The organism is Luteimonas sp. WGS1318 (assembly GCF_043187535.1).
In the GTDB taxonomy this organism is placed as follows: domain Bacteria; phylum Pseudomonadota; class Gammaproteobacteria; order Xanthomonadales; family Xanthomonadaceae; genus Luteimonas.
In genome coordinates this window covers 2,055,583-2,075,652 of the sequence record NZ_CP171131.1, presented here as the reverse complement: position 1 = coordinate 2,075,652, position 20,070 = coordinate 2,055,583, and the positions used below count along the sequence as shown (strand labels likewise).

Annotated in this window: 21 protein-coding genes; 7 read left to right on the top strand and 14 right to left on the bottom strand. The window is 70.2% G+C overall.

All coding sequences use genetic code 11. The features are described 5' to 3' along the window. Positions 1 to 100: 100 nt before the first annotated feature. From ACF3M1_RS09610 to ACF3M1_RS09600, 3 genes are all read right to left on the bottom strand, one after another. Positions 101 to 823, bottom strand: a complete 723-nt coding sequence (locus tag ACF3M1_RS09610; RefSeq protein WP_394000114.1) for an SDR family NAD(P)-dependent oxidoreductase — start codon at positions 821 to 823, stop codon at positions 101 to 103. A 232-nt stretch (positions 824 to 1,055) separates the two neighbouring features. Next, on the bottom strand, positions 1,056 to 2,198 hold the full coding sequence (locus ACF3M1_RS09605) for a serine hydrolase domain-containing protein (protein WP_394000112.1): 1,143 nt from the start codon (positions 2,196 to 2,198) through the stop codon (positions 1,056 to 1,058). A gap of 176 nt (positions 2,199 to 2,374) precedes the next feature. After that, complete coding sequence (locus ACF3M1_RS09600; RefSeq protein WP_394000111.1) at positions 2,375 to 3,139, bottom strand: hypothetical protein; 765 nt, start codon at positions 3,137 to 3,139, stop codon at positions 2,375 to 2,377. Positions 3,140 to 3,484: 345 nt separating this feature from the next. Here ACF3M1_RS09600 and ACF3M1_RS09595 point away from each other — a divergent pair, with 345 nt between their 5' ends. Together ACF3M1_RS09595 and ACF3M1_RS09590 are read left to right on the top strand one after the other, a co-directional pair. After that, positions 3,485 to 4,585, top strand: a complete 1,101-nt coding sequence (locus ACF3M1_RS09595; RefSeq protein WP_394000110.1) for a hypothetical protein — start codon at positions 3,485 to 3,487, stop codon at positions 4,583 to 4,585. Between the two features lie 118 nt (positions 4,586 to 4,703). After that, positions 4,704 to 5,468, top strand: coding sequence for a type II CAAX prenyl endopeptidase Rce1 family protein (locus tag ACF3M1_RS09590; RefSeq protein ID WP_394000109.1), 765 nt, complete (start codon positions 4,704 to 4,706; stop codon positions 5,466 to 5,468). A gap of 269 nt (positions 5,469 to 5,737) precedes the next feature. Here ACF3M1_RS09590 and ACF3M1_RS09585 read toward each other — a convergent pair whose 3' ends face one another. From ACF3M1_RS09585 to ACF3M1_RS09575, 3 genes are all read right to left on the bottom strand, one after another. After that, the gene (locus tag ACF3M1_RS09585) at positions 5,738 to 5,908 is read right to left on the bottom strand and encodes a hypothetical protein (protein ID WP_394000108.1); all 171 of its coding nucleotides are present in this window, start codon (positions 5,906 to 5,908) and stop codon (positions 5,738 to 5,740) included. A gap of 74 nt (positions 5,909 to 5,982) precedes the next feature. Further along, complete coding sequence (locus ACF3M1_RS09580) at positions 5,983 to 6,816, bottom strand: plasmid replication/partition related protein (protein WP_394000106.1); 834 nt, start codon at positions 6,814 to 6,816, stop codon at positions 5,983 to 5,985. Between the two features lie 287 nt (positions 6,817 to 7,103). Then, the gene (locus ACF3M1_RS09575; RefSeq protein WP_394000105.1) at positions 7,104 to 7,589 is read right to left on the bottom strand and encodes a DUF4126 domain-containing protein; all 486 of its coding nucleotides are present in this window, start codon (positions 7,587 to 7,589) and stop codon (positions 7,104 to 7,106) included. A 91-nt stretch (positions 7,590 to 7,680) separates the two neighbouring features. Between ACF3M1_RS09575 and ACF3M1_RS09570 the strand changes: the two genes are divergently transcribed. From ACF3M1_RS09570 to ACF3M1_RS09560, 3 genes are all read left to right on the top strand, one after another. Beyond that, entirely contained in the window at positions 7,681 to 7,824 is a 144-nt protein-coding gene (locus ACF3M1_RS09570) for a hypothetical protein (RefSeq protein WP_394000104.1), read from the top strand. 76 nt (positions 7,825 to 7,900) lie between these two features. Beyond that, positions 7,901 to 8,374 (top strand): peptidylprolyl isomerase, encoded by a 474-nt coding sequence (locus tag ACF3M1_RS09565; protein WP_394000103.1) that lies wholly within the window; start codon positions 7,901 to 7,903, stop codon positions 8,372 to 8,374. A gap of 678 nt (positions 8,375 to 9,052) precedes the next feature. Continuing rightward, complete coding sequence (locus ACF3M1_RS09560) at positions 9,053 to 9,622, top strand: lipocalin family protein (RefSeq protein WP_394000101.1); 570 nt, start codon at positions 9,053 to 9,055, stop codon at positions 9,620 to 9,622. A gap of 39 nt (positions 9,623 to 9,661) precedes the next feature. Here the strand turns inward: ACF3M1_RS09560 and ACF3M1_RS09555 are convergent, their stop codons facing one another. Next, complete coding sequence (locus tag ACF3M1_RS09555; protein ID WP_394000099.1) at positions 9,662 to 10,018, bottom strand: hypothetical protein; 357 nt, start codon at positions 10,016 to 10,018, stop codon at positions 9,662 to 9,664. Positions 10,019 to 10,134: 116 nt separating this feature from the next. On the opposite strand from ACF3M1_RS09555, the gene ACF3M1_RS09550 reads away from it, so the two are divergent. Beyond that, entirely contained in the window at positions 10,135 to 11,430 is a 1,296-nt protein-coding gene (locus tag ACF3M1_RS09550; RefSeq protein ID WP_394000097.1) for an acyltransferase family protein, read from the top strand. A 324-nt stretch (positions 11,431 to 11,754) separates the two neighbouring features. On the opposite strand, the gene ACF3M1_RS09545 is transcribed toward ACF3M1_RS09550, so the two are convergent. From ACF3M1_RS09545 to ACF3M1_RS09525, 5 genes are all read right to left on the bottom strand, one after another. Then, complete coding sequence (locus ACF3M1_RS09545; protein ID WP_394000095.1) at positions 11,755 to 11,973, bottom strand: hypothetical protein; 219 nt, start codon at positions 11,971 to 11,973, stop codon at positions 11,755 to 11,757. A gap of 29 nt (positions 11,974 to 12,002) precedes the next feature. Next, on the bottom strand, positions 12,003 to 12,251 hold the full coding sequence (locus ACF3M1_RS09540; RefSeq protein WP_394000093.1) for a hypothetical protein: 249 nt from the start codon (positions 12,249 to 12,251) through the stop codon (positions 12,003 to 12,005). 299 nt (positions 12,252 to 12,550) lie between these two features. Further along, the gene (locus ACF3M1_RS09535) at positions 12,551 to 13,003 is read right to left on the bottom strand and encodes a YaiI/YqxD family protein (RefSeq protein ID WP_394000091.1); all 453 of its coding nucleotides are present in this window, start codon (positions 13,001 to 13,003) and stop codon (positions 12,551 to 12,553) included. Positions 13,004 to 13,148: 145 nt separating this feature from the next. After that, positions 13,149 to 15,743 carry a TonB-dependent receptor plug domain-containing protein gene (locus tag ACF3M1_RS09530; RefSeq protein ID WP_394000089.1) on the bottom strand — a complete coding sequence of 865 codons (2,595 nt, stop codon included), beginning with the start codon at positions 15,741 to 15,743 and terminating at the stop codon, positions 13,149 to 13,151. A gap of 247 nt (positions 15,744 to 15,990) precedes the next feature. Then, positions 15,991 to 17,076: a tetratricopeptide repeat protein gene (locus ACF3M1_RS09525; protein ID WP_394000087.1), complete on the bottom strand. Its 1,086-nt coding sequence runs from the start codon at positions 17,074 to 17,076 to the stop codon at positions 15,991 to 15,993. Between the two features lie 405 nt (positions 17,077 to 17,481). Here ACF3M1_RS09525 and ACF3M1_RS09520 point away from each other — a divergent pair, with 405 nt between their 5' ends. Further along, on the top strand, positions 17,482 to 18,702 hold the full coding sequence (locus tag ACF3M1_RS09520; RefSeq protein ID WP_394000085.1) for a threonine synthase: 1,221 nt from the start codon (positions 17,482 to 17,484) through the stop codon (positions 18,700 to 18,702). Between the two features lie 33 nt (positions 18,703 to 18,735). On the opposite strand, the gene ACF3M1_RS09515 is transcribed toward ACF3M1_RS09520, so the two are convergent. Both ACF3M1_RS09515 and ACF3M1_RS09510 read right to left on the bottom strand, forming a co-directional pair. After that, positions 18,736 to 19,365, bottom strand: coding sequence for an NAD(P)H-binding protein (locus ACF3M1_RS09515; protein ID WP_394000083.1), 630 nt, complete (start codon positions 19,363 to 19,365; stop codon positions 18,736 to 18,738). Between the two features lie 87 nt (positions 19,366 to 19,452). Next, positions 19,453 to 20,070 (bottom strand): exonuclease domain-containing protein, encoded by a 618-nt coding sequence (locus ACF3M1_RS09510; RefSeq protein ID WP_394000081.1) that lies wholly within the window; start codon positions 20,068 to 20,070, stop codon positions 19,453 to 19,455.

Here is a 20,070-nt window from a genome sequence, read left to right as displayed (position 1 = left end):
CCCAGATCGGCCGGACGGTCGGGCTTTCCGGTATTCCTCGGCCAGCGCCGGCCGGCTCAATCGCCGTCGTCCTCTGTACGGCGCGCAGTCGGCGCGCCGCTCACCACGCGATCGTGTCGCCCCGCCAGTCGAAGAAGCCGCCGGTGTCGTGCGGATGCAGTCGATCGATGACCGTGAGCAGTTGCATGGCCGCATCGCGCGGCGGCCGCACGGTGAGGCCGGTTTTCGCGAACGGCGTGGACAGGGCAGTGTCCACGGTGCCCGGATGCAGTGCGACGCAGATCGCCTGCGGTGCGCGTCGACGCAGTTCGATCGACGCGGTGCGCACCAGCTGGTTCAAACCCGCCTTCGACGCACGGTAGGCGTACCAGCCGCCGAGGTGGTTGTCGCCGATCGAGCCCACCCGTGCCGACAGCGTCGCGAACACGGCCTTGCCCGCACGCGGCAGCTTGGGAAGCACGTGTTTCATCAGCAAGGCGGGGCCGATCGCATTGATCGCGTAGGCGTGGGCGAGATGGGCGGCATCGAGCTCGCGCAGGCTCTTCTCGGGCGTGTAGCCCGCGCCGTGCAGGAAGCCGGTCGCGTCGATCACCAGCCGCAGTTCACCGTGCGTGGCGGCCTCGACAACGGCCGACGCGATGCTCGCCTCGTCGGTGAGGTCGAGGTGGATCGGCCCCGACCGTCGGGTGCCCAGCACCTGCGCGAAGCGCCCGCCGATGGTCAACGCGCGTTCGAGCGCAGCACCGATACCGCCACCGGCGCCGATCACCAGCGCGGTGCCGCCAGGCGGGAAGGAGTCGAGCACAGGCATCGATTCGGACATCAGGATGAGCACCGGGAGACCGGAGTGCAGTGTGCAGCAGGACGCCGAGCGCCGCCGCCAACGCTGGCTCGGTCCGGCCGGAAATCGCATGCGCGTGTCCCTGCGCTGCGCCGGCACATTGCGAGGGGGCCGACGCTGACACGCTGCGATTGCGGGTCGCGTGGCGCGTGACGCCCGGCGCGTGCTCGGCCGTGCAAGTGCCCGGTTCGGCTCACTGTTCCGCGTGTGTGACTCAGGGCTGTTCCAGCGCCTCCAGAACGCGCGTGACCACGCCGGCGAGGTCGGGCGTCCAGCGGGTGACGATGACCAGGTCGTGTTCGCGGTCGATGTAGACGTGATTGCCGCCGAAACCGGCGGCCCAGAAGGCGCGCTCCGGCGCGGCCGGGATCGCAGTGCGCCCGGTGTTGAGCCACCACAGGTAGCCGTAATCGGATTTGACGCGCGAGGGCACGAGCGCACGCGCGATCCAGTCCGACGACAGCAGGCGCTGCCCGTTCCACTCGCCGTCGCGCTGCATCAGCAGGCCGAGGCGGGCGAGGTCACGCGTGTTGATGACCATGCCGCCGCCGAAGTGGCCGCCACCGGACACCGACTGCATGCGCAGGCCATCCAGGGTGATCCATGAATTCTCGTAGCCCTCCCAGCGCCAGGTCGACGACGCGCCGATGGGATCCATCACCCGACGCTTGAACACCTGCGGTGCGGGCTCGCGCTGCAGCTCCAGCAATGCGAGCGCCAGCAGGTTCACGCGCACGTCGTTGTATTTGTAATGCGTGCCCGGCGCATGCAGCACGCGGTTGGCGGGATCGTCGCCGTCGGGACGGTCGGCCCAGTCGTGGATATCCCACAGCGCGCCGCTCCAGTCCGAGGTCTGGTGCAGCAGGTGGGTCCAGGTGATCGCGCCGTTGTGCGCGCCCTCGAACCACGGCCCGGAGACCTGCATCGACACGCGCTGGTCGGGCTCGGGCAACAGGCCGTCGTCGTAGGCCAGGCCCGCAACCACCGACAGCGTGCTCTTGGCCACGCTGAAGGTCATCTCGGGTCGTGCGGTGTCCCCCCATTCGGCGACGATACGTCCGCCGCGCAGGATCATGCCGTTCGCCGGGCCACGGGTGCCGACCGGGCCGAGGATGCGGTAGTCCGGTTCGCGCGGCCCGAACGACGCCATCAGCGCATCGCGCAGGTCGGCCGGCGCCTGTTCCCCGTTCGCGCGGGCCCAGTCCACGGCTGCCGCCAGCCGCGCCGGATCGAACCCCGCCTCGGACGGCGAGGCATGCGACCAGGCGTCGCGTGACGGCACGTAGTCCTGCGCCAGCGCAGGCAGACAGAGCAGCCACAGGGCGAGCGGCACGAGTGTGCGGAGTGGGGAGCGCATGCGGCGAATCCATCAGGACGGACCGCCATTGCAGCAGACGCGACCTGCATCGAACAGGGGCCGCGATTGTTGCTGTGTCGCGGCGCGGCCTGCAGGTGCGGCCCCGTCCGCCGCGCACGGCGGCGGACGGGGAATGCGCCGGGACGCCACGCGGACCAGGCGAGCCCGCGAAGCAATCAGAAGCGGCGCGAGCCGGCCCCCCAGTTGCCGACATCGCACTGGCCGGAGAAGTTCGTCATCGCATCGATGTTGATGTGACCGGACCGGCGATCGACCGTGAGCCGCGGGCGGTTCATGCCGTTGAGGCGATAGCTGGCGGTGATGCGATCGGGCGTGACCGACAGGTCGTTGAGATCCCACCAGCCGTTCGAGCCACCGGAATGGATCGGCGGCACCAGGTCGCGGCCGAGATGGATGCGGCCATGGTCGCCGTAGAGCTCGATCTGGATGTCGCTGCTGAAGCCCTCGGTGCTGCTGCTGATGTGCTCGGTCTCGCGCCACTTGTGGCGGTCGTCGTCCCAGCTGTAGCTGGGGTCGGACTTCACCGTGGGCCGCGTGCCGGCGCCGTAGCAGACCAGCACCAGTGAACTGGCGTCGCTGCCCTCGACCGGCGGCTGCGCGCCGTAGCCTCCCTGCGCCGGACGGCTCGTCTGACTGGTGCCGCCACCGCAGTTGGCCGCCGGGACTTCGGTGATCGCGGCATACCGGCCCTCCATGGTCGAGACGGAAATGCAGCGGTTGGCACGCGGGTTCCACCAGAAGGTGTAGCGCTGGTCGCGAACCGTGTTGGACTGGCGCTGCTCGTAGCCGCGTGCCTGAAGCTGGGTTTCGCCCCCCGCGGCGCGGGCGCCGACGAGGTCCTGGACGTCGCTAGCGTTCTGCGCATGCGCGGAGAGGCAGGCGGCGACGGAGGTGGCGAGTAGAGCGGTGATGTAACGCATCGGATCTCTCCTTGAGCGGAATGGACGCCGCGCACCCTGCGGGCGGGGCGTTCTCGCTGGAAACACACACGCCGGACATCCGCCACCACCGCATGTCGTCGAGGACATGCACCCACCTGGACGCGGGTGAGCTGCGGACATCGCCGGATAACCGACGGTGCGTGATGGCCCTGTCGACGCGCTGAAATCCGGCCGCTGACGGGCCTCTCGCGCGGCGATGCGCCCGGAGGTAAGCTCCGCCGAACATGCGGTGCGCCGGGTCCCGATTCGAACGCGGACCCCATCTGCACCGAGGCGCCGGTCCGGGTGGTCACCCGGCCTCTGTGGTCTGCCGGAGGTGCTGCGATGCTGCGATCCCGTGAGACGTCGATCCGCTTGCATACCCTGGGATGGGCGCTGCTTGCAGTGCTGTTCCTGCTCGGGCTGCCGTTGCTGCTGGGGATCTCACCACTCGTGCCCGCCGTGGTGTTCGCACTTGGTGCATTGCTGGCGGCCGGACTGTGGTGGATTGCGCTCCGGGTGAGGGGGCGCACGCGGACACGTCGCGCGCTCGGCGCGGCTGCGCTGACGGGCGGCATGCTGCTCACCGGTCTGCTGTCGCTGCCGCTGTACTGGCTGGTCCTGCAGCCGGCGCTCAATCCGCTGCTGATGCCACGGGTGACGATGACCGACGGCCGGCGCACGCTCGTGTTCCAGGGCATGACCCACATCGGCTCGGCGCTGTTCTACCGGTCGGTCGCCTTCGACCTGATGCCCGCCCGTGAAGCGGGCAGCGTGCTGTACTTCGAGGGCGTGCTCGGCGGAACACCGGACGCCAAGGCGTGGTTCGACGCCGCCGTGGGCGCAGGCGATGGTCTCAATGAAGACTACGCCCGGATCGCGCGCGTCTGCGGCCTGCATTTCCAGAACGACTTTCTCGATGCGCTGATCCGCGACAGCGGCCCGCACCCAGAACGCACCGTCGACGCGGACGTGTCGGAAACCGAGATGATGATCGAATGGCAACGGCTCGTCGCACAGCAGCCGCAGCTCGGCGAAGCCCTCGCCCGCGCGCATGCCGACGCCGGCGATGGGCCTTCGGGGCTGGATCGCATGGCCGACATGCTCGGTCGCGTCGGTCCGCGCCAGCAGCCGTTCGTCGGCGCCGCGTGCCGCGGCGTGATCACCTACGCACTGGGGCGACCCGAATCGCCGGACGTGCTGAATCCTGTGGTGCTGGATTTCCGCAATCGCAAGCTCGCCGAACGGGTCGTGGCCAGCACCGCGGACGATCTCTATCTGGTCTATGGCGCCGGCCACCTGCCGGGGTTCGTGCGTGAGCTGCGGCGGCTGGATCCGGCGTGGACGATCAGCGGTGCGACGTGGTCGACCGCGATCCAGTCGCCGGACCATGGCGTGGGCCGGCTGCAGGTGGATGCCGACGCCATGCTGCCGGTGCCGCGGTGAGCCGGCCCAACAAAGACGCAGAGGTGCGGGGACCGGCGGCGTGGCTCCGGACGACGATGGCGTGGCCGGGCATTCGTCCGTGGCCGCGTCGAGCGATCACGAACAGGGAGCTTGCCCGATGAAACACGAACCGGATCCGAAGCCCCCGCATGCGCCGCGCCCGGCGTTTCCCTATGTCGACGGCGACCCCGCGCCAATCGGGCCGGGCGGCGGTCTTGCGATCATCGGTGCCTGTGCAGCAGCGTTCGCCGCGCTGAGCCTGCTGCCGCAGTGGCTCCCTGGGGCGATCGGCACCTGGGCCGGTGCGACGGCGTTCGTCGCGCTGCAGCTGCTCGGCCTGGTGATCGCGGTGGGACCGGCGTGGACCGCGCTGTTCCGGCGCCCCCGCGCCCGTGATCTGCTGATCGCCCTGGCCTGCGTGCCGCTGGTGTTCGCGGTGCCGGCGGCGGTCGCGCTGGGCGTCGTGGGCGATGCGCATCTCGTCGAGAACGAGGTGATCGCCCGATCCGGCACGCTGCCGCCCAGCCAGCTGTTGACGCTGTTCGCCGCATCGGGCCTGCAACTGCTCGGCGAGGAACTGGTGACGATCCTGCCGCTGCTGGTGCTGATGGCCGTGCTGCGGCGCGCCGGCCTCGGGCCGTGGTGGGTGATCGTGATCGGGTGGCTGGTGACCTCGCTGATATTCGGCGCGCTGCATCTGCCGACCTACCAGTGGCACTGGGGGCAGGCGCTGCTGGTGATCGGCAGCGCCCGCGTGGTGCTGACCGGCGTCTACCTGCTGACCCGCAATCTCTGGGCGAGCACGCTGGCGCACGTGGTCAACGACTGGTCGTTCCTGATGTTCGCCCTGCTGATGGCACGGATGTCGGTGCACGGCGGGTGACGTACCGGGTGTGAGTCCTTGCATGGGGGCGCGGCAATGCCGTTGCGGGCGTGTGCCTGCGAAATGGAGACGCCAAGGCCCGATACACGGCATGGGGCGGGCAGGGGACGCGCGTTGATACCGGCGTTCGCAATGGCGGCGCGGGCCGCGCAGGCGGTAGACGATTCCGCGCTGTTTGCGCGTTGTTCGAAGGCGGTCCATGCCGTGGCCGGCATGCGCTGGACGCCGCCAACGCAGGTCACAGGCGGTCACTGCGCGCTGCTGGTGCGTCAGCTGCCGGCGGCAACGCCCTTCATGCCGAAGCGCCGATCGACTGCAGCATCGACGCGGCCGGGCGCGCCGCCGCGGTCGACGCCGATCCGCTGTCCGATGCGGGCTTCGAGCGGGCCTTCAGCCGCGCGCTGCGCATCGTTCTGCGCGCGGACTGAACCCGTTCGCATCGGGCCTGCGCGGCCGGCGTGACCGCCGGCGTTATCCTCGGCACGGAGCGTTGCTGGACCACGCACGCACGGCGTCAGGCGCGCAGACGCTGCAACTGGTTCTGCAGCGTTTCGATGTGGCTGCGCAGCTGTGCGTTCTCCCGCTCGAGTTCGTCGACCCGGCGACGCAGCGCCTTCGCATCGCCCGGCGGTTCGTCGCCCGTCGCGCCGGTGGTCTCGCTGCCCTCGGGCTTCGTGCGTTTACGCGCATCGCGTGCGCGTTTCGCCGCCTGCTTGAGTTCGGCCTTGCCCGCGTGCGCGGCGCTGCGCTGTTCGTCCTCGGGCAGGCTGGCAACCGCGGCCGCGGCGCTGATCGAGATCGCGCCGGCCTTCAACGCCTCGACGACTTCGGGCGTGGCCTGGGCGTGGATGCGCTCGATCATCGAGACCTGGTTGCTACTGAGCTTGGCCTCGCGTGCGAGCTCGGCGCGACTGACCGCCACCGGCATGTCGTCCCACGGCGGGCGGGCGTCCGCGTCATCGTCGGGCGTGGCATCGGTCGGCGGGGCCGGCGCGCTCGCGTCCGCATCGCGCTGCGCCTTCTGGCGGGCGCCGAGGATCGCGCGCTTGCGCAGTGCGAGCACGCCGCGCTGGTAGTCCGACACGCTGCGCCGGCCGAGATGTTGCTCGATCATCCACAGGTGGACATCGTCCATCGACTGGAAGCGGGTGTTCTGCACGGTATTGAAGGGCAGGCCGTGCTTCTGGCAGATGCCGTAGCGGTTGTGGCCGTCGACCAGGATGTCGTTCCACAGCACCAGGGCATCGCGGCAGCCTTCGGCCAGCAGGCTGCGTTCGAGCGCTTCGTATTCGTCGGCGGTCAGCGGATCGATGTAGGCCTTGAGCTCTTCGAGAACGACGATGTCCATGCGGTCCGGATGTCGGGAGGGGCGCGCATTGTAGGTGCGTGCGTTCTCGGATGCCGAGACGGAGGCGGCGCGCCGATTCAGTAGGCGCCGTGTCGCCGGCGCCCGGGCGGCCAGCGCGCGCTGTCGGAGGCACTGTCGTCTACGGCATGTGCGGAGACGCTCCTCGCAACCGCCAGCCGACGTTCATCATCCGTCGTGCATTGCGCCCGACCTGGCGAGTACAGCGTGGACGCCTCGGGCGCATCGGGCGCATCGGATGCGACGCGACCGTCGCACGGTGCCGCGGATCAGCGACGGCGCCGACGCCCCGGCCGCTCGCGTGCTGCGCTGCGCGCGATCAGCGACGCGCTGCCGAGGGTGATCGCGTCCTCGACGGCCCCGGTGGTCTTCTGGCCGTAGCGCTTCATGGCGCGCACGCGCAGATTGAACGTCAGATAGGCGGCGCCCACGGCGGCACCGGCGCCGAGCACCGCCGCCAGCCCGCGCTGCTCGCGCGGCGCGAGCGCCGCGCCGGCGATCGCACCGGTGACGATGCGCGCGAGCATGCCGGCAGGCACGATGCGGTCGGGCGCATCCTCGAGCTTGTCGCCGGCCAGCTCGCCTGCGGCAAGCGCCTTCGCGCCGGCCGAGACCAGTGGATTCGCCAGCAGGCGCGGCGCGCCGTTGCCGGCAGGCAGCAGACCGTTGCAGGCGGCGCTGGCGACAGTGGCCAGCGGCGTCATCGCGCGCATGCCGGCGACGGCGCCCATGAGGATCGAGTGGATCAGTGCCATCGGTGGAACCTCGTGATATGGACGAACGCGCGCAGGTCCCGCACGCGATGTCGGTGGACGGCTTCGCGATCGTCGAAGCCGCTGACGGAAGATGGCGTCGATCATGGGCCACGGTCGTGAATCCGGCGTCGTCGCGCCGCGCCCGGTGGCCCGCGTGATGCGCGCTGATCGATTCCGGTTGGGCGGTGTGCGTTTGCGCCGCGTGTCCGCAGACGTTAAGGTGGCGGTGCAGTGATGATCGACGCGCCGTGAATCCACCGGTGCATTCCGACCTGCATATCCCCACCTGTTCTGATCCAAGGAGATGATCCATGGAGATCGCCGATGCGCGTGTCGCCAGCTTCCACTACACCCTGACCGACGACTCGGGCACCGTGCTCGACAAATCGCCGGACGCACAGCCGCTGCAGTATCTGCATGGCGCCGGCAACATCGTGCCCGGCCTCGAGCAGGCACTGTCCGGTCGCAAGGTCGGCGATGCGTTCGAGGTTTCGGTGAAGCCCGAGGACGCGTATGGACTGCGCAACGAGCAGTTGATCCAGTCGGTGCCGCGTGATGCGTTCCAGGGCGTGGACACGATCGAGCCCGGCATGCAGTTCACTGCGCAAGGGCCTGGCGGCCCGATGCTGGTGACCGTCGTGGACGCCGACGACGCGCAGGTTCGCATCGACGGCAACCACCCGCTCGCGGGCCGTACGCTGCATTTCGCCGTGCGCATCGACGATGTGCGTGAGGCGAGCGCCGACGAGCAGGCCGCCGGCCGCGTGGCGACGCCCGCGGGTTGATGACACCCGCATGGCGACACCGGAGGGTGTCGCCATGCAGACGCGCGCGATACCCGCGGAAGTCCAGCGCTCTACCGGTGAAGGCGTGCGCTTGCGCGCGAAGGCGCTTTACTTTGAGCACCCCGATCGCGCGCGAGCGCGCTCCTACAGTCAGGTCACGCGCAAAGCGCCGCCGCGACGCGAACGCTATCTCTGCGCACTATCGGTCGCTGCAAGCCTCCGCCCCGTAGGAGCGCGCTTGCGCGCGAAGGCGCTTTGCCTGAATCGCCCCGATCGTGCGCCAGCGAGCTCCTACAGTCAGGTCACGCGCAAAGCGACGACGCGACGTGAGCGCTGTGTCCGCGCCCTGTCAGTCGCTGCACGCCTCCGCCCATGTAGGAGCGCGCTCGCGCGCGAAGGCGCCTTCCCTGCAGACGTCCTGTTCGCGCGCAAGCGCGCTCCTGCGGGGGCATGCCGTGAACCAGCGACGTGCTCGCAGCGATGAGGCCGCATGGGATGGCCATCGTCGTGCGACGAACCGCCTCTGTCAGGAGCGCACTCTTCGCGACAGCGGGAATTGAGGGTGTCCCCCGCGATAACAGGCGCCACTCAGACGTCCTGACGCTTTCATTACCGCGTTCACAGGTCCTGGCGATGGCGCTGCGGATACTTCCGCCCTCGTCATCCGGAAGCGCCGCCATGCCCCGTCCCTCGTCGATGTTCCTCGTCGCCACGCTGTTGGCGGCCTGCGCCGCGCCCGGGACCGGCGTGGCCGGAAGCGTGCCGAACGTGCCGGTGCCCGCGGTGGATCTGCAGCGTTATGCGGGACTCTGGTACGAGCAGGCGCATCTGCCGATGTTCTTCCAGCGCAAATGCGTGGCCGATACCACGGCGCAGTACACGCCGCAGGACGACGGCACGATCGCGGTGGTCAACCGCTGCCGCACCGAAGACGGCAGTTTCAACGAAGCCGAAGGCGTCGCGCGCCGGGTCGATGGCAGCACCTCGCGTCTCGAGGTGCGGTTCGCGCCGGGTTGGCTGGCCTGGGCGCCGATGGTCTGGGGCGACTACTGGGTGATCGCGCTCGATGACGACTATCGCTGGGCGATGGTGGGCTCGCCCGATGCCGATTACCTGTGGATCCTGTCGCGCACACCGACGCTGGACGCCTCGATCAAGGCCGACCTGGTCGAGCGCGCGCGGGCGATGGGCTATCCGGTCGACAAGCTGGTGGACACGCCGCACGGCGACGCCGTGCCGGCCGGCTGATGCCACAGCGGCTGCGTGAGCGCTCCGCGCCGGCTGGCCTCAATGCTTGAACGGGGCCGTGGTGCCGTCGCCCTGGCCTCGCCACTCGCCCGAACGCTCTGCCTGCGGGCAGATCCGCAGGTAGTCGAAGTACGCTAGGATTTCCGTCGGGCTCCAGCCGGTGCCAGCGTTCGCGCAGTAAGGAACAGGAAACGGGCAATAGCCCGGCGTGATCATTGGGATCGAGGTGGCGTAGTTGGGCACCGGAAACCAGGCGCGCGGGGTCTGGTCGAGTCCGTAGCGGCAGAACACGAAAGGATCGCCGCTGCGCCACAGCAGGCCCTGTTCGCCCACCTGCGCGATGGACACGCCCGGCCAGGCCAGCCCGATCAGCAGGAACATCGTGCGGATGCGCATCGTCCACTCCATGGCTTCGATCCGTCACCGAGCCTAGCGCAGCGTCCGGCACGGGCGTCCCGGGCGGCGTTGCCCGGGACGTATGCTGTCGCGTCAGGACGGAGATCCCCTACACGATGACCCCTTCGCCCCGCGATCCGTATCCCGATGCGCTGCGCGCCGGTGCGTTGTTGGTGGTGGTGTTCGGACACTGGATCGCGACGCTGCCGCGTGTGGTCGACGGCACACTGACCGGCACCGATCATCTGCTGGCGGTCTGGGACGCCGCTGCGCTGCTGACCTGGCTGGTGCAGGTGGTGCCGCTGTTCGTGTTCGTGTCGGCGGCCGTCAGCGCCGATGGCGTGGCCCGGCGCCTCGCCCGTGGCGGCCAGGTGCACTGGTGGGGCGGACGCGCGCTGGGCCTCGCGCGGCCCACGGTCACATACCTGGCGGTGCTGAGCGCGCTGGTCGCGGTGTCGATGCTTGTCAGCGGATCCCGGCTCTCGGTGTTCAACCACTCGCTGACGGTCCATCTGTGGTTCCTGCTGATGCTGCTGACGGTGCAGGCGCTGCTGCCGTGGTGCCTGCGGCTCGATGCGCGTTTCGGCCTGCGTGCCGTCGCCGGACTCGTCGTCGCGGCAGCGGTGCTGGACCTGGTGCGCGCGGGGGCCACGTCGATCGATGCGGTCAGCCAACTCGGCGCGCAGGTGACGGCGCGTCCGGCCGGCATCGCCTGGCTCAACATGCTGGTGGTCTGGTTGATCCCGCAGCAGCTAGGCATTGCCTGGACGCGTGGACGCATCCAGGGTGTGGCTGCGGGCGCGGCGCTGCTGGCGCTGGGGGGCGCGTGGCTGACACTGGCGTTGGCGAGCGGCTACCCGGTCGCGATGGTCGGCGTGCAGCTGGCCGGCAACAACATGTTGCCGCCGACGCTGGCGCTGGTCGGCGTGATGTGGCTGCAGGTCGGCGCGGTGCTGCTGTTCGAACCCCTGGCGCGCCGGCTGCTCGCCGGACGTGCACCGACGCGTGCGATCGCCGTGCTGGGGGCACTCGGAATGCCGCTGTATCTGTGGCACAAGCTCGCCGAGTGGCCCGCGGCATGGCTCGGATTGCGGCTGGGTTGGCCGATCGATGCGGGAGTGCCCGGGGAGGCCGGCTTCTGGCTGGGGCGGGCCTGCTGGATCGCGCTGTGCCTGGCGATGGTCGCGCCGGTGATCGCGGCGGTGGTGCGCTTCGAACTGCGCCGGAGCCGTGACGTCCCGGCGGCCACTGCCGCGGCGCGGGTGTTGGCCGGCGGGCTCGCGCTGTACGCGGGGCTGGGTGCCGCACTGGCCTGGGGCGCATGGCCCGGCGCGGTGATCGGTCTGGTCGCGGTGGCCCTGGCATCTTGGACGCTGCGCCGCCGACCCGGGCACGACGCTCGCGTCTCCTGAGCGATCGCGCTGTGCAATTCGCGCGGCAGCGTGCGGTCGGCTGCCGGCGGTGATGCAGCGCCTGGCACGTCAAGACGCGTGCGCTGACCTGGTCAGTCAGGGGCCAGGGGCGATCGTCCTATGCGGCTGCCGCCGGACGCGCAACGTCAGGAATTGCATCGACAGATGGGCGTGTGACGCGACCCGAGCGGTCTTTGCGTGCGGGTTACCCGGTGGCCTGAGCACGCGGATGCGTGAACGAACACCGGGGTGTCCGAAGCGCAGGGCGCGTGGGCGGCCCCGCGCCCTGTGCGGCGGACCCGATCCGCCGCCATGCGTGCCGGCTCAGTCGCCGGTGGGGGTGCGCCGATGGACGCGCGGCGCAGCTTCGGCCGGGGTGGCGCTCTCGGGTGCCGGTGCGACCGGCTCCGCCTCGGGCGCCGACGGCGTGTCGGGGCCCTTCGCAGCGCGGGCTTCGCGCTTGCGTGCGTCCTTCGCGTCCTGCTTCTTCTGCTTGGCCAGCTCGCGCTGGCGCTTCTCGAAACCGTAATTGATCTTCGCCAAGCGTCTGTCTCCTGGTCAGCGGGTAAGGGTCAGCGGCGCGCGCGCGCGGGGGCGGCGGCGGCAGGCGTCGCGGCGGCGGCATTGCCGGCGGCCGGGGTGACGCGGCGCTGGATCGGCGTGTTGCCGAGCACCTCCACCTTGCCACCGGCCTTGCGGAAGGCGGCGATGTCGGCGGCGATGCGGTCGTGGCTGAGCGCGGGCGCCTGCTTGGACTTGCGCTCTGCGGTGGGCAGCGCGGGCTTGGGGGTGACGGCTGCGGGCTTGGGGGTGCTGGACATGAAGCCTCCGTTCGTTCCGGTGCGGAAGAGGTAAAGCGTCGTACGTCCGGCGGAACCGGGCGGATGCGACGATGATCGGCCGCCACTCGCGTGGACGCGGCGACCGCGGGCGATGCGGTAAGGGGACGCCTGTCCGGGGACGGGCAGAAGCGCTGGATCGGCGCAACGGGGCGCGGCGGGCGGCCCGGTGGCGACCTGAAGCGGGACGCAGCAATCCGGGGCGCGCCCATGGTACGCCCTTTCGCCCTGCGACGCAGGCGAGCCTGAACAGACCGCTCCGGCCCGGCCCGGCCATGAGGCTACGAACGGGCGGCGACCCACTGGTCGAGGCGGCTGGCGAAGGCCTGCCGGTCCCGCGCATGCAGGGGGGCAGGGCCACCGGTCTGCACGCCGGCGCCGCGCAGTTCGTCCATGAAGGTCCGCATCGAAAGCCGTTCGGCGATGGTGTCCGGATCGAAGCGCTCGCCGCGCGGTGTCACCGCCTGTGCGCCGCGCGCGAGCACGCGCGCCGCGAGCGGAATGTCCTGGGTGACGACGAGATCGCCGGTGCCGGCACGTTCGGCGATCGCATCGTCGGCGGCGTCGTAGCCGCCCGTCACCTGCAGGGCCCGGATCAGCGGCGATGCCGGCGTGCGGATCCACTGGTTGGCGACGAAGGTCACCTCGACCCGCGCGCGCGTCGCGACCCGGAACAGGATGTCGCGGATCACTGCAGGGCAGGCGTCGGCGTCCACCCAGATCTGGGTCGTCATGGGCAGCACGGTCGAAGGCGGGACCGGCAGTGTCACCGATCCCACCGGCGAAGATCGACCGGCGATGCCGGGGCGTCGGCGCTCACCGCACTCCGCGAGCGTGCGAGCGTCCGACCGGCGGCACGATGCCGCCGGTCGGCGTCACTCAGAACGTCCAGCCGACGCGGGCGTAGTAGAAGCCGCCGTTGAAACCGTAGGGCGAGTGCACCGGATACGCCGCGCCCGCCACCGACGCACCCCAGGGATTGTCGACCGGCACCTTGTCGAACAGGTTCTGCGCGCCGAGGTTGACGTAGAGGCCGGAGGCGAACGTCCAGCCGATCTCGGCGTCGACGATCACCGCGCTGTCGTCGTAGATCGGCAGGCCGCCGTCTTCGACCCGGATCACCGCACTGTCGACATGGTCTTCGTACCAGCTGCCGTAGTAGGCCAGACGCAGATTGGCGTGGAAGACGTCGCGCCGGTGATTGACGCTGAAGTAGCCCTTGGTGCGCGGCAGCGACTCCTCGATCTTGTAGACCCGCGCCTCGTCGACGAAGTCGGCGTTGAAGCGGTCCACGCGCGTGCGGTTCCAGTTGCCGGCCAGCGAGTACGTGGTGGTGCCGCCGAAGTGGCCGGTGCGGACGCTGCTGACGACGTCGAGCCCGGTGGTCGTGGTGTCGAAGGCGTTGCCGAAGTAGGTCACCGAGGTCAGCGATGCGGCCTCCGCGTTGCCCGATGCCACCAGGGCCGCACGCTCGGCATCGGTGAGTTCGAAGCTCGAGCTCAGCGCGATACGGTCCTCGACCTCGATGCGATAGCCGTCGACGGTGACCAGCCAGTCGCCGCTGCTCCACACCAGGCCGGCCGAGTAGTTGGTCGAATCCTCCGGTGTCAGCGGTTGCGCGCCCTTGAGCGCGGCGATCGGGTTGGTCGGCGGCAGCGTGGCGATGTCGACCAGCCCCGTGCCCGCGAACGCGGTGGTGATCTGGCTGACGTTGGCCTGGCCCGGTGTCGGCGCACGGAAGCCCGTGCTGTACGCGCCGCGCAGTGCGAACGCGTCGGTCACGTCGTAGCGCGCGGTGAGCTTGCCGTTGGTGGTGTCGCCGAAATCGTCGAAGTCCTCGTAACGCAGCGCGGCCGCCAGCAGCAACGGTTCGATGAAGCGGGCCTCGGCGTCGACGTACACCGCCCAGTTCGCGCGGTCGAAGGTGCCCGCAGTGCGCGGGCTGAAGCCGTTGAAGCCGTTGGAGCCGAGTGCGAATCCCTGTTCGGTCAACGGGCCGATGCCGGTCGAGGCCGCATCGCCGGCGCGGATCTCGAACTCCTCCTTGCGCCATTCCGCACCGGCCGACAGGCTCAGCGGCTGGGTGGTGAAGCTGGTCTCGAAATCACGCCCGACATCGACGTTGACGCCGTTCTCGGTCTGCACGTTGCCGCCGGGCGAGAAGCGGAAGCCGGCGGGCTGGTTCGGCCCCAGCGACGCGTTGACGGTGTTGTAGATCGTGAAGTCGACCTGGTTGCGGCCGTGGGTCGCGCTGACGTCCCAGTGCCAGTCGCCCCAGGTGCCCTTGATGCCGCCGACCACCGAGCGGTCCTCGAGTTCACCGCCGAAGCGCGGCGTGAAGCCGCCTGGAAACACCGACAGGAACGTGAAGCAGTTCGACGGCAGGCCCGCGACCGCCGCGCCCACGCCCGAATAGGGCAGCAGGCCACCGCCCGCGTCGCGCAGCGGAATCACCGGGCATCCGCCCGCGCCGGTGAGGTCACCGACCAGCAGGGTCTCACCGCCGTCGTTGGAATAGACGCCCGAGCGCGACGTCGGCGTGCGGTAGTAGAAGCCGCCGTCGATCTCGCGCCGGGCGTAGTTGCCGAACAGGTACAGATCGACCGTTTCGCCGGAAATCCCGAGGTTGGCGATGATCTTCAGGTCGTCCTTGACCTTGGGCGAGCCCCAGATCTGCGCCGGATTCGGAATGTCCGGATATCCGGCCGCGTCCGCTTCGGCCGCGTCGTCGCGCTGCACGCTGCGCGACGTGTCGTCGGCCTTGCGCCATTCGGCCGTCAGCGTGGCGAAGCCGCGCTCGGTCAGCGGCAGGCCGATCTGCGCGCTGTACTGGTTGGTGAAGCCGTCGCCCTCGTAGAACTGGCCCGCGAACACCTCGGCGGTGCCGCCTTCGCGCGACTGCTTGAGGCCGAAGTTAATCACGCCGGCGATCGCGTCGGAGCCGTACTGCGCGGCGGCGCCGTCACGCAGCACCTCCACCTGTTCGAGCGCGAGCGACGGAAACACCGACAGGTCCGGCCCCTGCGCGCCGTCGGACAGCCCGTGGCCGAGGAAGGTGATCACGGCGGAGCGATGGAAGCGCTTGCCGTTGACCAGCACCAGCGTGTTGTCCGGCGGCAGGCCGCGCAGATTGGCCGGGCGCACGAGGCTGGCGGCGTCGTCGATCGGAATCGTGCTGACGTTGAACGACGGCACCAGCACCCGCAGCTGGTCGAGTGCATCGGTGGCGCCCTGGCCGCGGAATTCCTCGACGCCGATGATGTCGATCGGCACGGACGACTCCGCCTCCGAGCGCGGCTGGTTGCGCGAGCCGAGCACCGACACGGTGTCCAGCGACGTGGTGGTGTCCTGCGTGGCGGGCGCGCTCTGGGCGAATGCGCTCCCGCTTCCTGCGAGTACGGCGACCGCGAGTGCGGTCCTGACGGCCTGGGCCAACTGCGAGATTGCGACCTGCGGATTCCTGCGGTCTTCCATGCGCTGCGTCCTCGGATTCGGTTCGTGGTCCCCCCCGTTCCGCGCCAGCTGAAGCTATTGATTGCTGCGCCGCAGCAGGATTAACAGCATTTAAACGAAACCGCAACATCGCGTTCATGAGGCTGTGATCGGCGGCCGATTGAAACCGGCCGCGGCGAACAGGCAGGCCGGTCCGGCAAGTACCGCCGGTGTCAGAACGCTCACGCGGGGCAGCCCACAGTCACCGAATTCCAGACGGCGCCGAACGCTATCGGTGCTGGCGTTTCGTGAGCAGGTCTAGCTTGGCCTGATACGGCGTCATGCCGTCGCGATCGGCGAGATCGCGGGCCACCGTCAGCGCGCGGATCGCCCCGCGGGTGTCGCCCTGCTGCACGAGCGCGCGGGCCAGCGCGAAGTGGAAACGGTGCTCACCGGGATGGAGCCGGATCGCACGCCGGTAACGCTGCACGGCGGTCGTGAGGTCGCCCGCGGACTCGGCCTGGGCGCCGGTGATGAACTGGTGGAACGGGTCGCGCCTGAGCACGCGGTCGCTGCGCACCTGCAGCGGACGCGCGCGGGCCGTGTCGCCCTGCCGTTCGTAGAGCTGGGCCAGGTTGGCGAGCGCGCCCCAGTGCTCGGCATTGCGTTCGAGCGCGGCGCGGTAATGGTCTTCGGCCGCCGCGATGTCGCCGCGCCGCGAGGCCACCACGCCGGCGTTGTTGAGGCCGTTCGCCGAGGCCGGATCCAGCGCCAGCGACACGGCCATGTAAGGCGCGGCGTCGGCATACCGGCCGTCGATCGCGAGTTCCATCGCCCGGTTGCTGTAGTAGATCGCCAGCAGCGCGTCGTCGCTGATGGCGTGCGGCGGCGTGCGGGTCAGGATCTCGCTGGACGCCACGTCGATCGTGTAGCGGCGCTGCTGGACGCGCACGCCGGTGTTGACGTGATTGGTGCGCACCAGGTGCAGGTTCTCCTGACGCCACGACAGCACGTCGTCGATCTGCTGGGCGTAGGCGTCGAGACCCGCTTCGCGTGCAAGCGCCAGCGTCAGCAGCGTGAAGGCCAGGCAGTTCGCCTTGCCGGTGCGGAAGGCCTGGTCGACGGTGTACGTCGCGGCATGGTCGTACTGCATGCCCAGGCCGTTCTGCGTGTCGAACAGAAAGGCCATCATCAGGTCGAGACGGACGTTCGGCGACGTGCTGCGATCGGTCACCGCTGCGCGGAATGCCTGGCGCAGCTCGGGCGATATCGCCATGACCTGTTCGGGCGACGGCGGCGTCTCGTCCGCGTGCGCGGCCCGCGCCGTGGTCGAAGCCGCGATCGCCAAGATGACGGCGAGGAACCAGCGTCCCATGAGCACCTCCACGACCTATGCGGACCGGCCGTGCGGTCGAGTCTAGACCCCCAGCATGGCGTGTGACCGGACCGCGATGCCGGCCCGATGGACGGTCGTGCGATCGCGTCCGGCGGCGCGCGACGTCCCGGGGTGCTGGCGCGGCACGTGATGTGGGTCTTCGCAAGTGGACGGCTGGAGCACGCTGCGCGTCGGCGCCGCGTCCGCGTGCGATCTGCACCGTTGGCTACTGCCGTACACGACATGCGCGTGCGAGCGGATCATCAAGACGCACATGCGGGATGTCTTCCTTGCCCGCACCGCGTACCGCCGACTCGTTCGTCGCCCGGTCGCGCAGCGCGCTGCACGCGACACGCGACCATGGCGGCCACGCTAGGCTGTCGGGAGTCTCCAAGGGATCACGCCATGACCGATTTCAGCGCCCTGTCGCACCTAGTCTGCTCGCGCACCGGGACGCGCTACGACGCCGACGCCGTGCAGAACCTCTCCTCGGTCGGGGCTCCGCTGCTGGCGGCCTACGACCTCGAACGGCTCGCCGCGACATGGCGGCCGGACGATCTGCGCGGGCGCACCGCATCGCTATGGCGCTGGCACGAGCTGCTGCCGGTGCGCGACCCCGCCCACGTGGTGTCGCTGGGCGAAGGCGGCACGCCGCTGCTGCCGATGCCACGGCTCGGGCAGGCACTCGGCATCGACGCGTTGTGGATGAAGGACGAGGGCATCGTGCCCACCGGCTCGTTCAAGGCCCGCGGCGCGGCGGTCGGCGTGTCGCGGGCGAAGGAACTGGGCGTGCGCGCGCTGGCGATGCCGACCAACGGCAACGCGGGCGCCGCCTGGGCGCTGTACGCGGCGCGCGCGGGCATCGGCGCGACGATCGTGATGCCGAACGACGCGCCGTCGATCACCCGCAACGAGGTCGCGCTCGCCGGTGCGCAGCTGTATCTCGTCGACGGCCTGATCAGCGACGCCGGGAAGATCGTCGCGCAGGCGGTGGCCGACGGCGGCCTCTACGACGCCTCGACGCTGAAGGAGCCGTACCGGATCGAAGGCAAAAAAACGATGGGGCTGGAGCTCGCCGAGCAGTTCGACTGGCAGCTGCCCGACGTGATCCTGTATCCCACCGGTGGCGGCGTCGGTCTGATCGGGCTGCACAAGGCGTTCGCCGAACTGCGTGCGCTGGGCTGGATCGACGCCGCGCATCCGTCGCCGCGGCTGGTCGCGGTGCAGGCCGCCGGCTGCGCGCCGATCGTCGAGGCCTGGGCGCGCGGCGCCACCGAGTCGGCGTTCTGGCCGGAGTCGCGCACGGTTGCCTTCGGTCTCAACGTGCCCAAGGCGCTCGGCGATTTCCTGGTGCTCGAAGCCCTGTACGCCAGCGACGGCTGCGCGATCGCGGTGGACGATGCCGCGCTGCTCGCGGCGCAGCGCCAGGCCGCGACGCTGGAGGGCACGTTCGTCTGCCCCGAGGGCGCGGCCCTGTTCGCGGCCGCGGCGCAGCTGCGCGAGTCGGGCTGGATCCGGCCTGGCGAGCGCGTGGTCGCGCTCAACACCGGCGCCGGCATCAAGTATCCCGACACCTTCGAGGCGACGCCGCCGTTGCTGCAGCCGGGCGATCGTCTCCCGCGCTGAGCGCACGTCTGGCGCGGACGCCGCCATGGGCGCTCACGCCAGCGCGTCGGAGCCGATCACGTGGACGCCCGCGGGCGCGTCGAGCGCCGCCGCCAGCAACGCGTCGGCGATGCGCTCGGCCGGATTGATCCGCCATTTCGTCGGAAGCAGCGGATGCAGCGTCCGCAGCACGTGCGTGGCGAGCGTCTCGCCGAGGCGCCGCTCGTCACGGTCTCCGCCGATCAGGCCGGGACGCACCAGGGTCAGCGACGTGAAGCCGAGCGCACGCAATTCCGCTTCCAGTTCGCCCTTGACCCGGTTGTAGAACACGCGCGAGCGCGCGTCGGCGCCCATCGCGGAGTTCAGCACGTAGGTCGGTGTGCCGTGCCGCTGCGCGAGACGTGCGAATGTCAGCGGATAGTCGTGGTCGACACGGCGGAACGCCGCGCGTGATCCGGCGGTTTTCATCGTCGTGCCCAGTGCGCAGATGACGGTATCGGCGTGCCACCAGTCGGCGTCTTCGGGTGGGTGGTCGAAATCGACTACGGGTGCGTCGAGCTTCGGATGCGCGGGCAGGGGCCGTCGCGTGGGCGCGACCACACGATGGACACGCGGCTCGGCGAGCGCACGCGCGAGTACGTGACGGCCCACGAGGCCGGTCGCGCCGGCCAGGATCAATCGCATGGTCGTTCTCCAGCAGAGGGCAGAGCGCTTCGGCGCGGACCTCCGAGCCTAGCGCGCAGGCCGCGGGCAGCGGATGAGCCCGCCGCGTCAGCCGGTGGACGCGGCCCGGCCCGTCCGCAGCGCGAGCCAGCACAGGGCGACGGTGGTGGCATCGCCGAGGGCGCTGTGCCGGCCGAGCACCGGCACGCCCAGCGCATCGGCGATGCGTGGAAGTTCGAGGTTCGGTGGCACGTCGGGTCGCGCGCGTCGCGCACGCGTGGCGTACTGCTCGGCCAGGTCCACCCGCGCCTGCGGCAGGTTGAATCCGGTGAGCGCGCGGACGTGCGGCGCCAGCATCGCCAGGTCGAAGGCCAGGTGATACCCGAGCAGGGGACGGCTGCCGAGCCAGTGCAGGAACTCGCGCACGGCCGGCGTGACCGACAGGCCGTCGGCGGCTTCGTCCGGGGTGATGTGGTGGTGGCGGATGGAGTCGATGCCGAACGCGCGATCGGGCCGGATGCGGCGCTCGAAGCGTTCCGACAACTGGGCGACGCCGCCGTGCACCGGCACCGCGGCGAGGCTGAGGATATGGTCGCGTTGCGGGTCCAGGCCGGTGGTTTCCAGATCCAGGCTCACCCACGTGTCGCGCGGCGGCGGCTGCAGCAGACCGGCCCATTCGCCATCGCCATGCTGTCGACGCAGCCACCAGCGGCGCAGCCGGTCCAC

Bases quoted from the DNA above. Each gene is read 5' to 3' on its own strand.
- ACF3M1_RS09575 (WP_394000105.1), bottom strand. From the start codon at position 7,589: ATGGCACTGATCCACTCGATCCTCATGGGCGCCGTCGCCGGCATGCGC.
- ACF3M1_RS09560 (WP_394000101.1), top strand. From the start codon at position 9,053: ATGCCCCGTCCCTCGTCGATGTTCCTCGTCGCCACGCTGTTGGCGGCC.
- ACF3M1_RS09585 (WP_394000108.1), bottom strand. From the start codon at position 5,908: ATGCGAACGGGTTCAGTCCGCGCGCAGAACGATGCGCAGCGCGCGGCT.
- ACF3M1_RS09565 (WP_394000103.1), top strand. From the start codon at position 7,901: ATGGAGATCGCCGATGCGCGTGTCGCCAGCTTCCACTACACCCTGACC.
- ACF3M1_RS09610 (WP_394000114.1), bottom strand. From the start codon at position 823: ATGTCCGAATCGATGCCTGTGCTCGACTCCTTCCCGCCTGGCGGCACC.
- ACF3M1_RS09570 (WP_394000104.1), top strand. From the start codon at position 7,681: ATGGCGTCGATCATGGGCCACGGTCGTGAATCCGGCGTCGTCGCGCCG.
- ACF3M1_RS09595 (WP_394000110.1), top strand. From the start codon at position 3,485: ATGCTGCGATCCCGTGAGACGTCGATCCGCTTGCATACCCTGGGATGG.
- ACF3M1_RS09525 (WP_394000087.1), bottom strand. From the start codon at position 17,076: ATGGGACGCTGGTTCCTCGCCGTCATCTTGGCGATCGCGGCTTCGACC.
- ACF3M1_RS09520 (WP_394000085.1), top strand. From the start codon at position 17,482: ATGACCGATTTCAGCGCCCTGTCGCACCTAGTCTGCTCGCGCACCGGG.
- ACF3M1_RS09590 (WP_394000109.1), top strand. From the start codon at position 4,704: ATGAAACACGAACCGGATCCGAAGCCCCCGCATGCGCCGCGCCCGGCG.
- ACF3M1_RS09515 (WP_394000083.1), bottom strand. From the start codon at position 19,365: ATGCGATTGATCCTGGCCGGCGCGACCGGCCTCGTGGGCCGTCACGTA.
- ACF3M1_RS09555 (WP_394000099.1), bottom strand. From the start codon at position 10,018: ATGCGCATCCGCACGATGTTCCTGCTGATCGGGCTGGCCTGGCCGGGC.
- ACF3M1_RS09550 (WP_394000097.1), top strand. From the start codon at position 10,135: ATGACCCCTTCGCCCCGCGATCCGTATCCCGATGCGCTGCGCGCCGGT.
- ACF3M1_RS09600 (WP_394000111.1), bottom strand. From the start codon at position 3,139: ATGCGTTACATCACCGCTCTACTCGCCACCTCCGTCGCCGCCTGCCTC.
- ACF3M1_RS09605 (WP_394000112.1), bottom strand. From the start codon at position 2,198: ATGCGCTCCCCACTCCGCACACTCGTGCCGCTCGCCCTGTGGCTGCTC.
- ACF3M1_RS09580 (WP_394000106.1), bottom strand. From the start codon at position 6,816: ATGGACATCGTCGTTCTCGAAGAGCTCAAGGCCTACATCGATCCGCTG.
- ACF3M1_RS09535 (WP_394000091.1), bottom strand. From the start codon at position 13,003: ATGACGACCCAGATCTGGGTGGACGCCGACGCCTGCCCTGCAGTGATC.
- ACF3M1_RS09540 (WP_394000093.1), bottom strand. From the start codon at position 12,251: ATGTCCAGCACCCCCAAGCCCGCAGCCGTCACCCCCAAGCCCGCGCTG.
- ACF3M1_RS09530 (WP_394000089.1), bottom strand. From the start codon at position 15,743: ATGGAAGACCGCAGGAATCCGCAGGTCGCAATCTCGCAGTTGGCCCAG.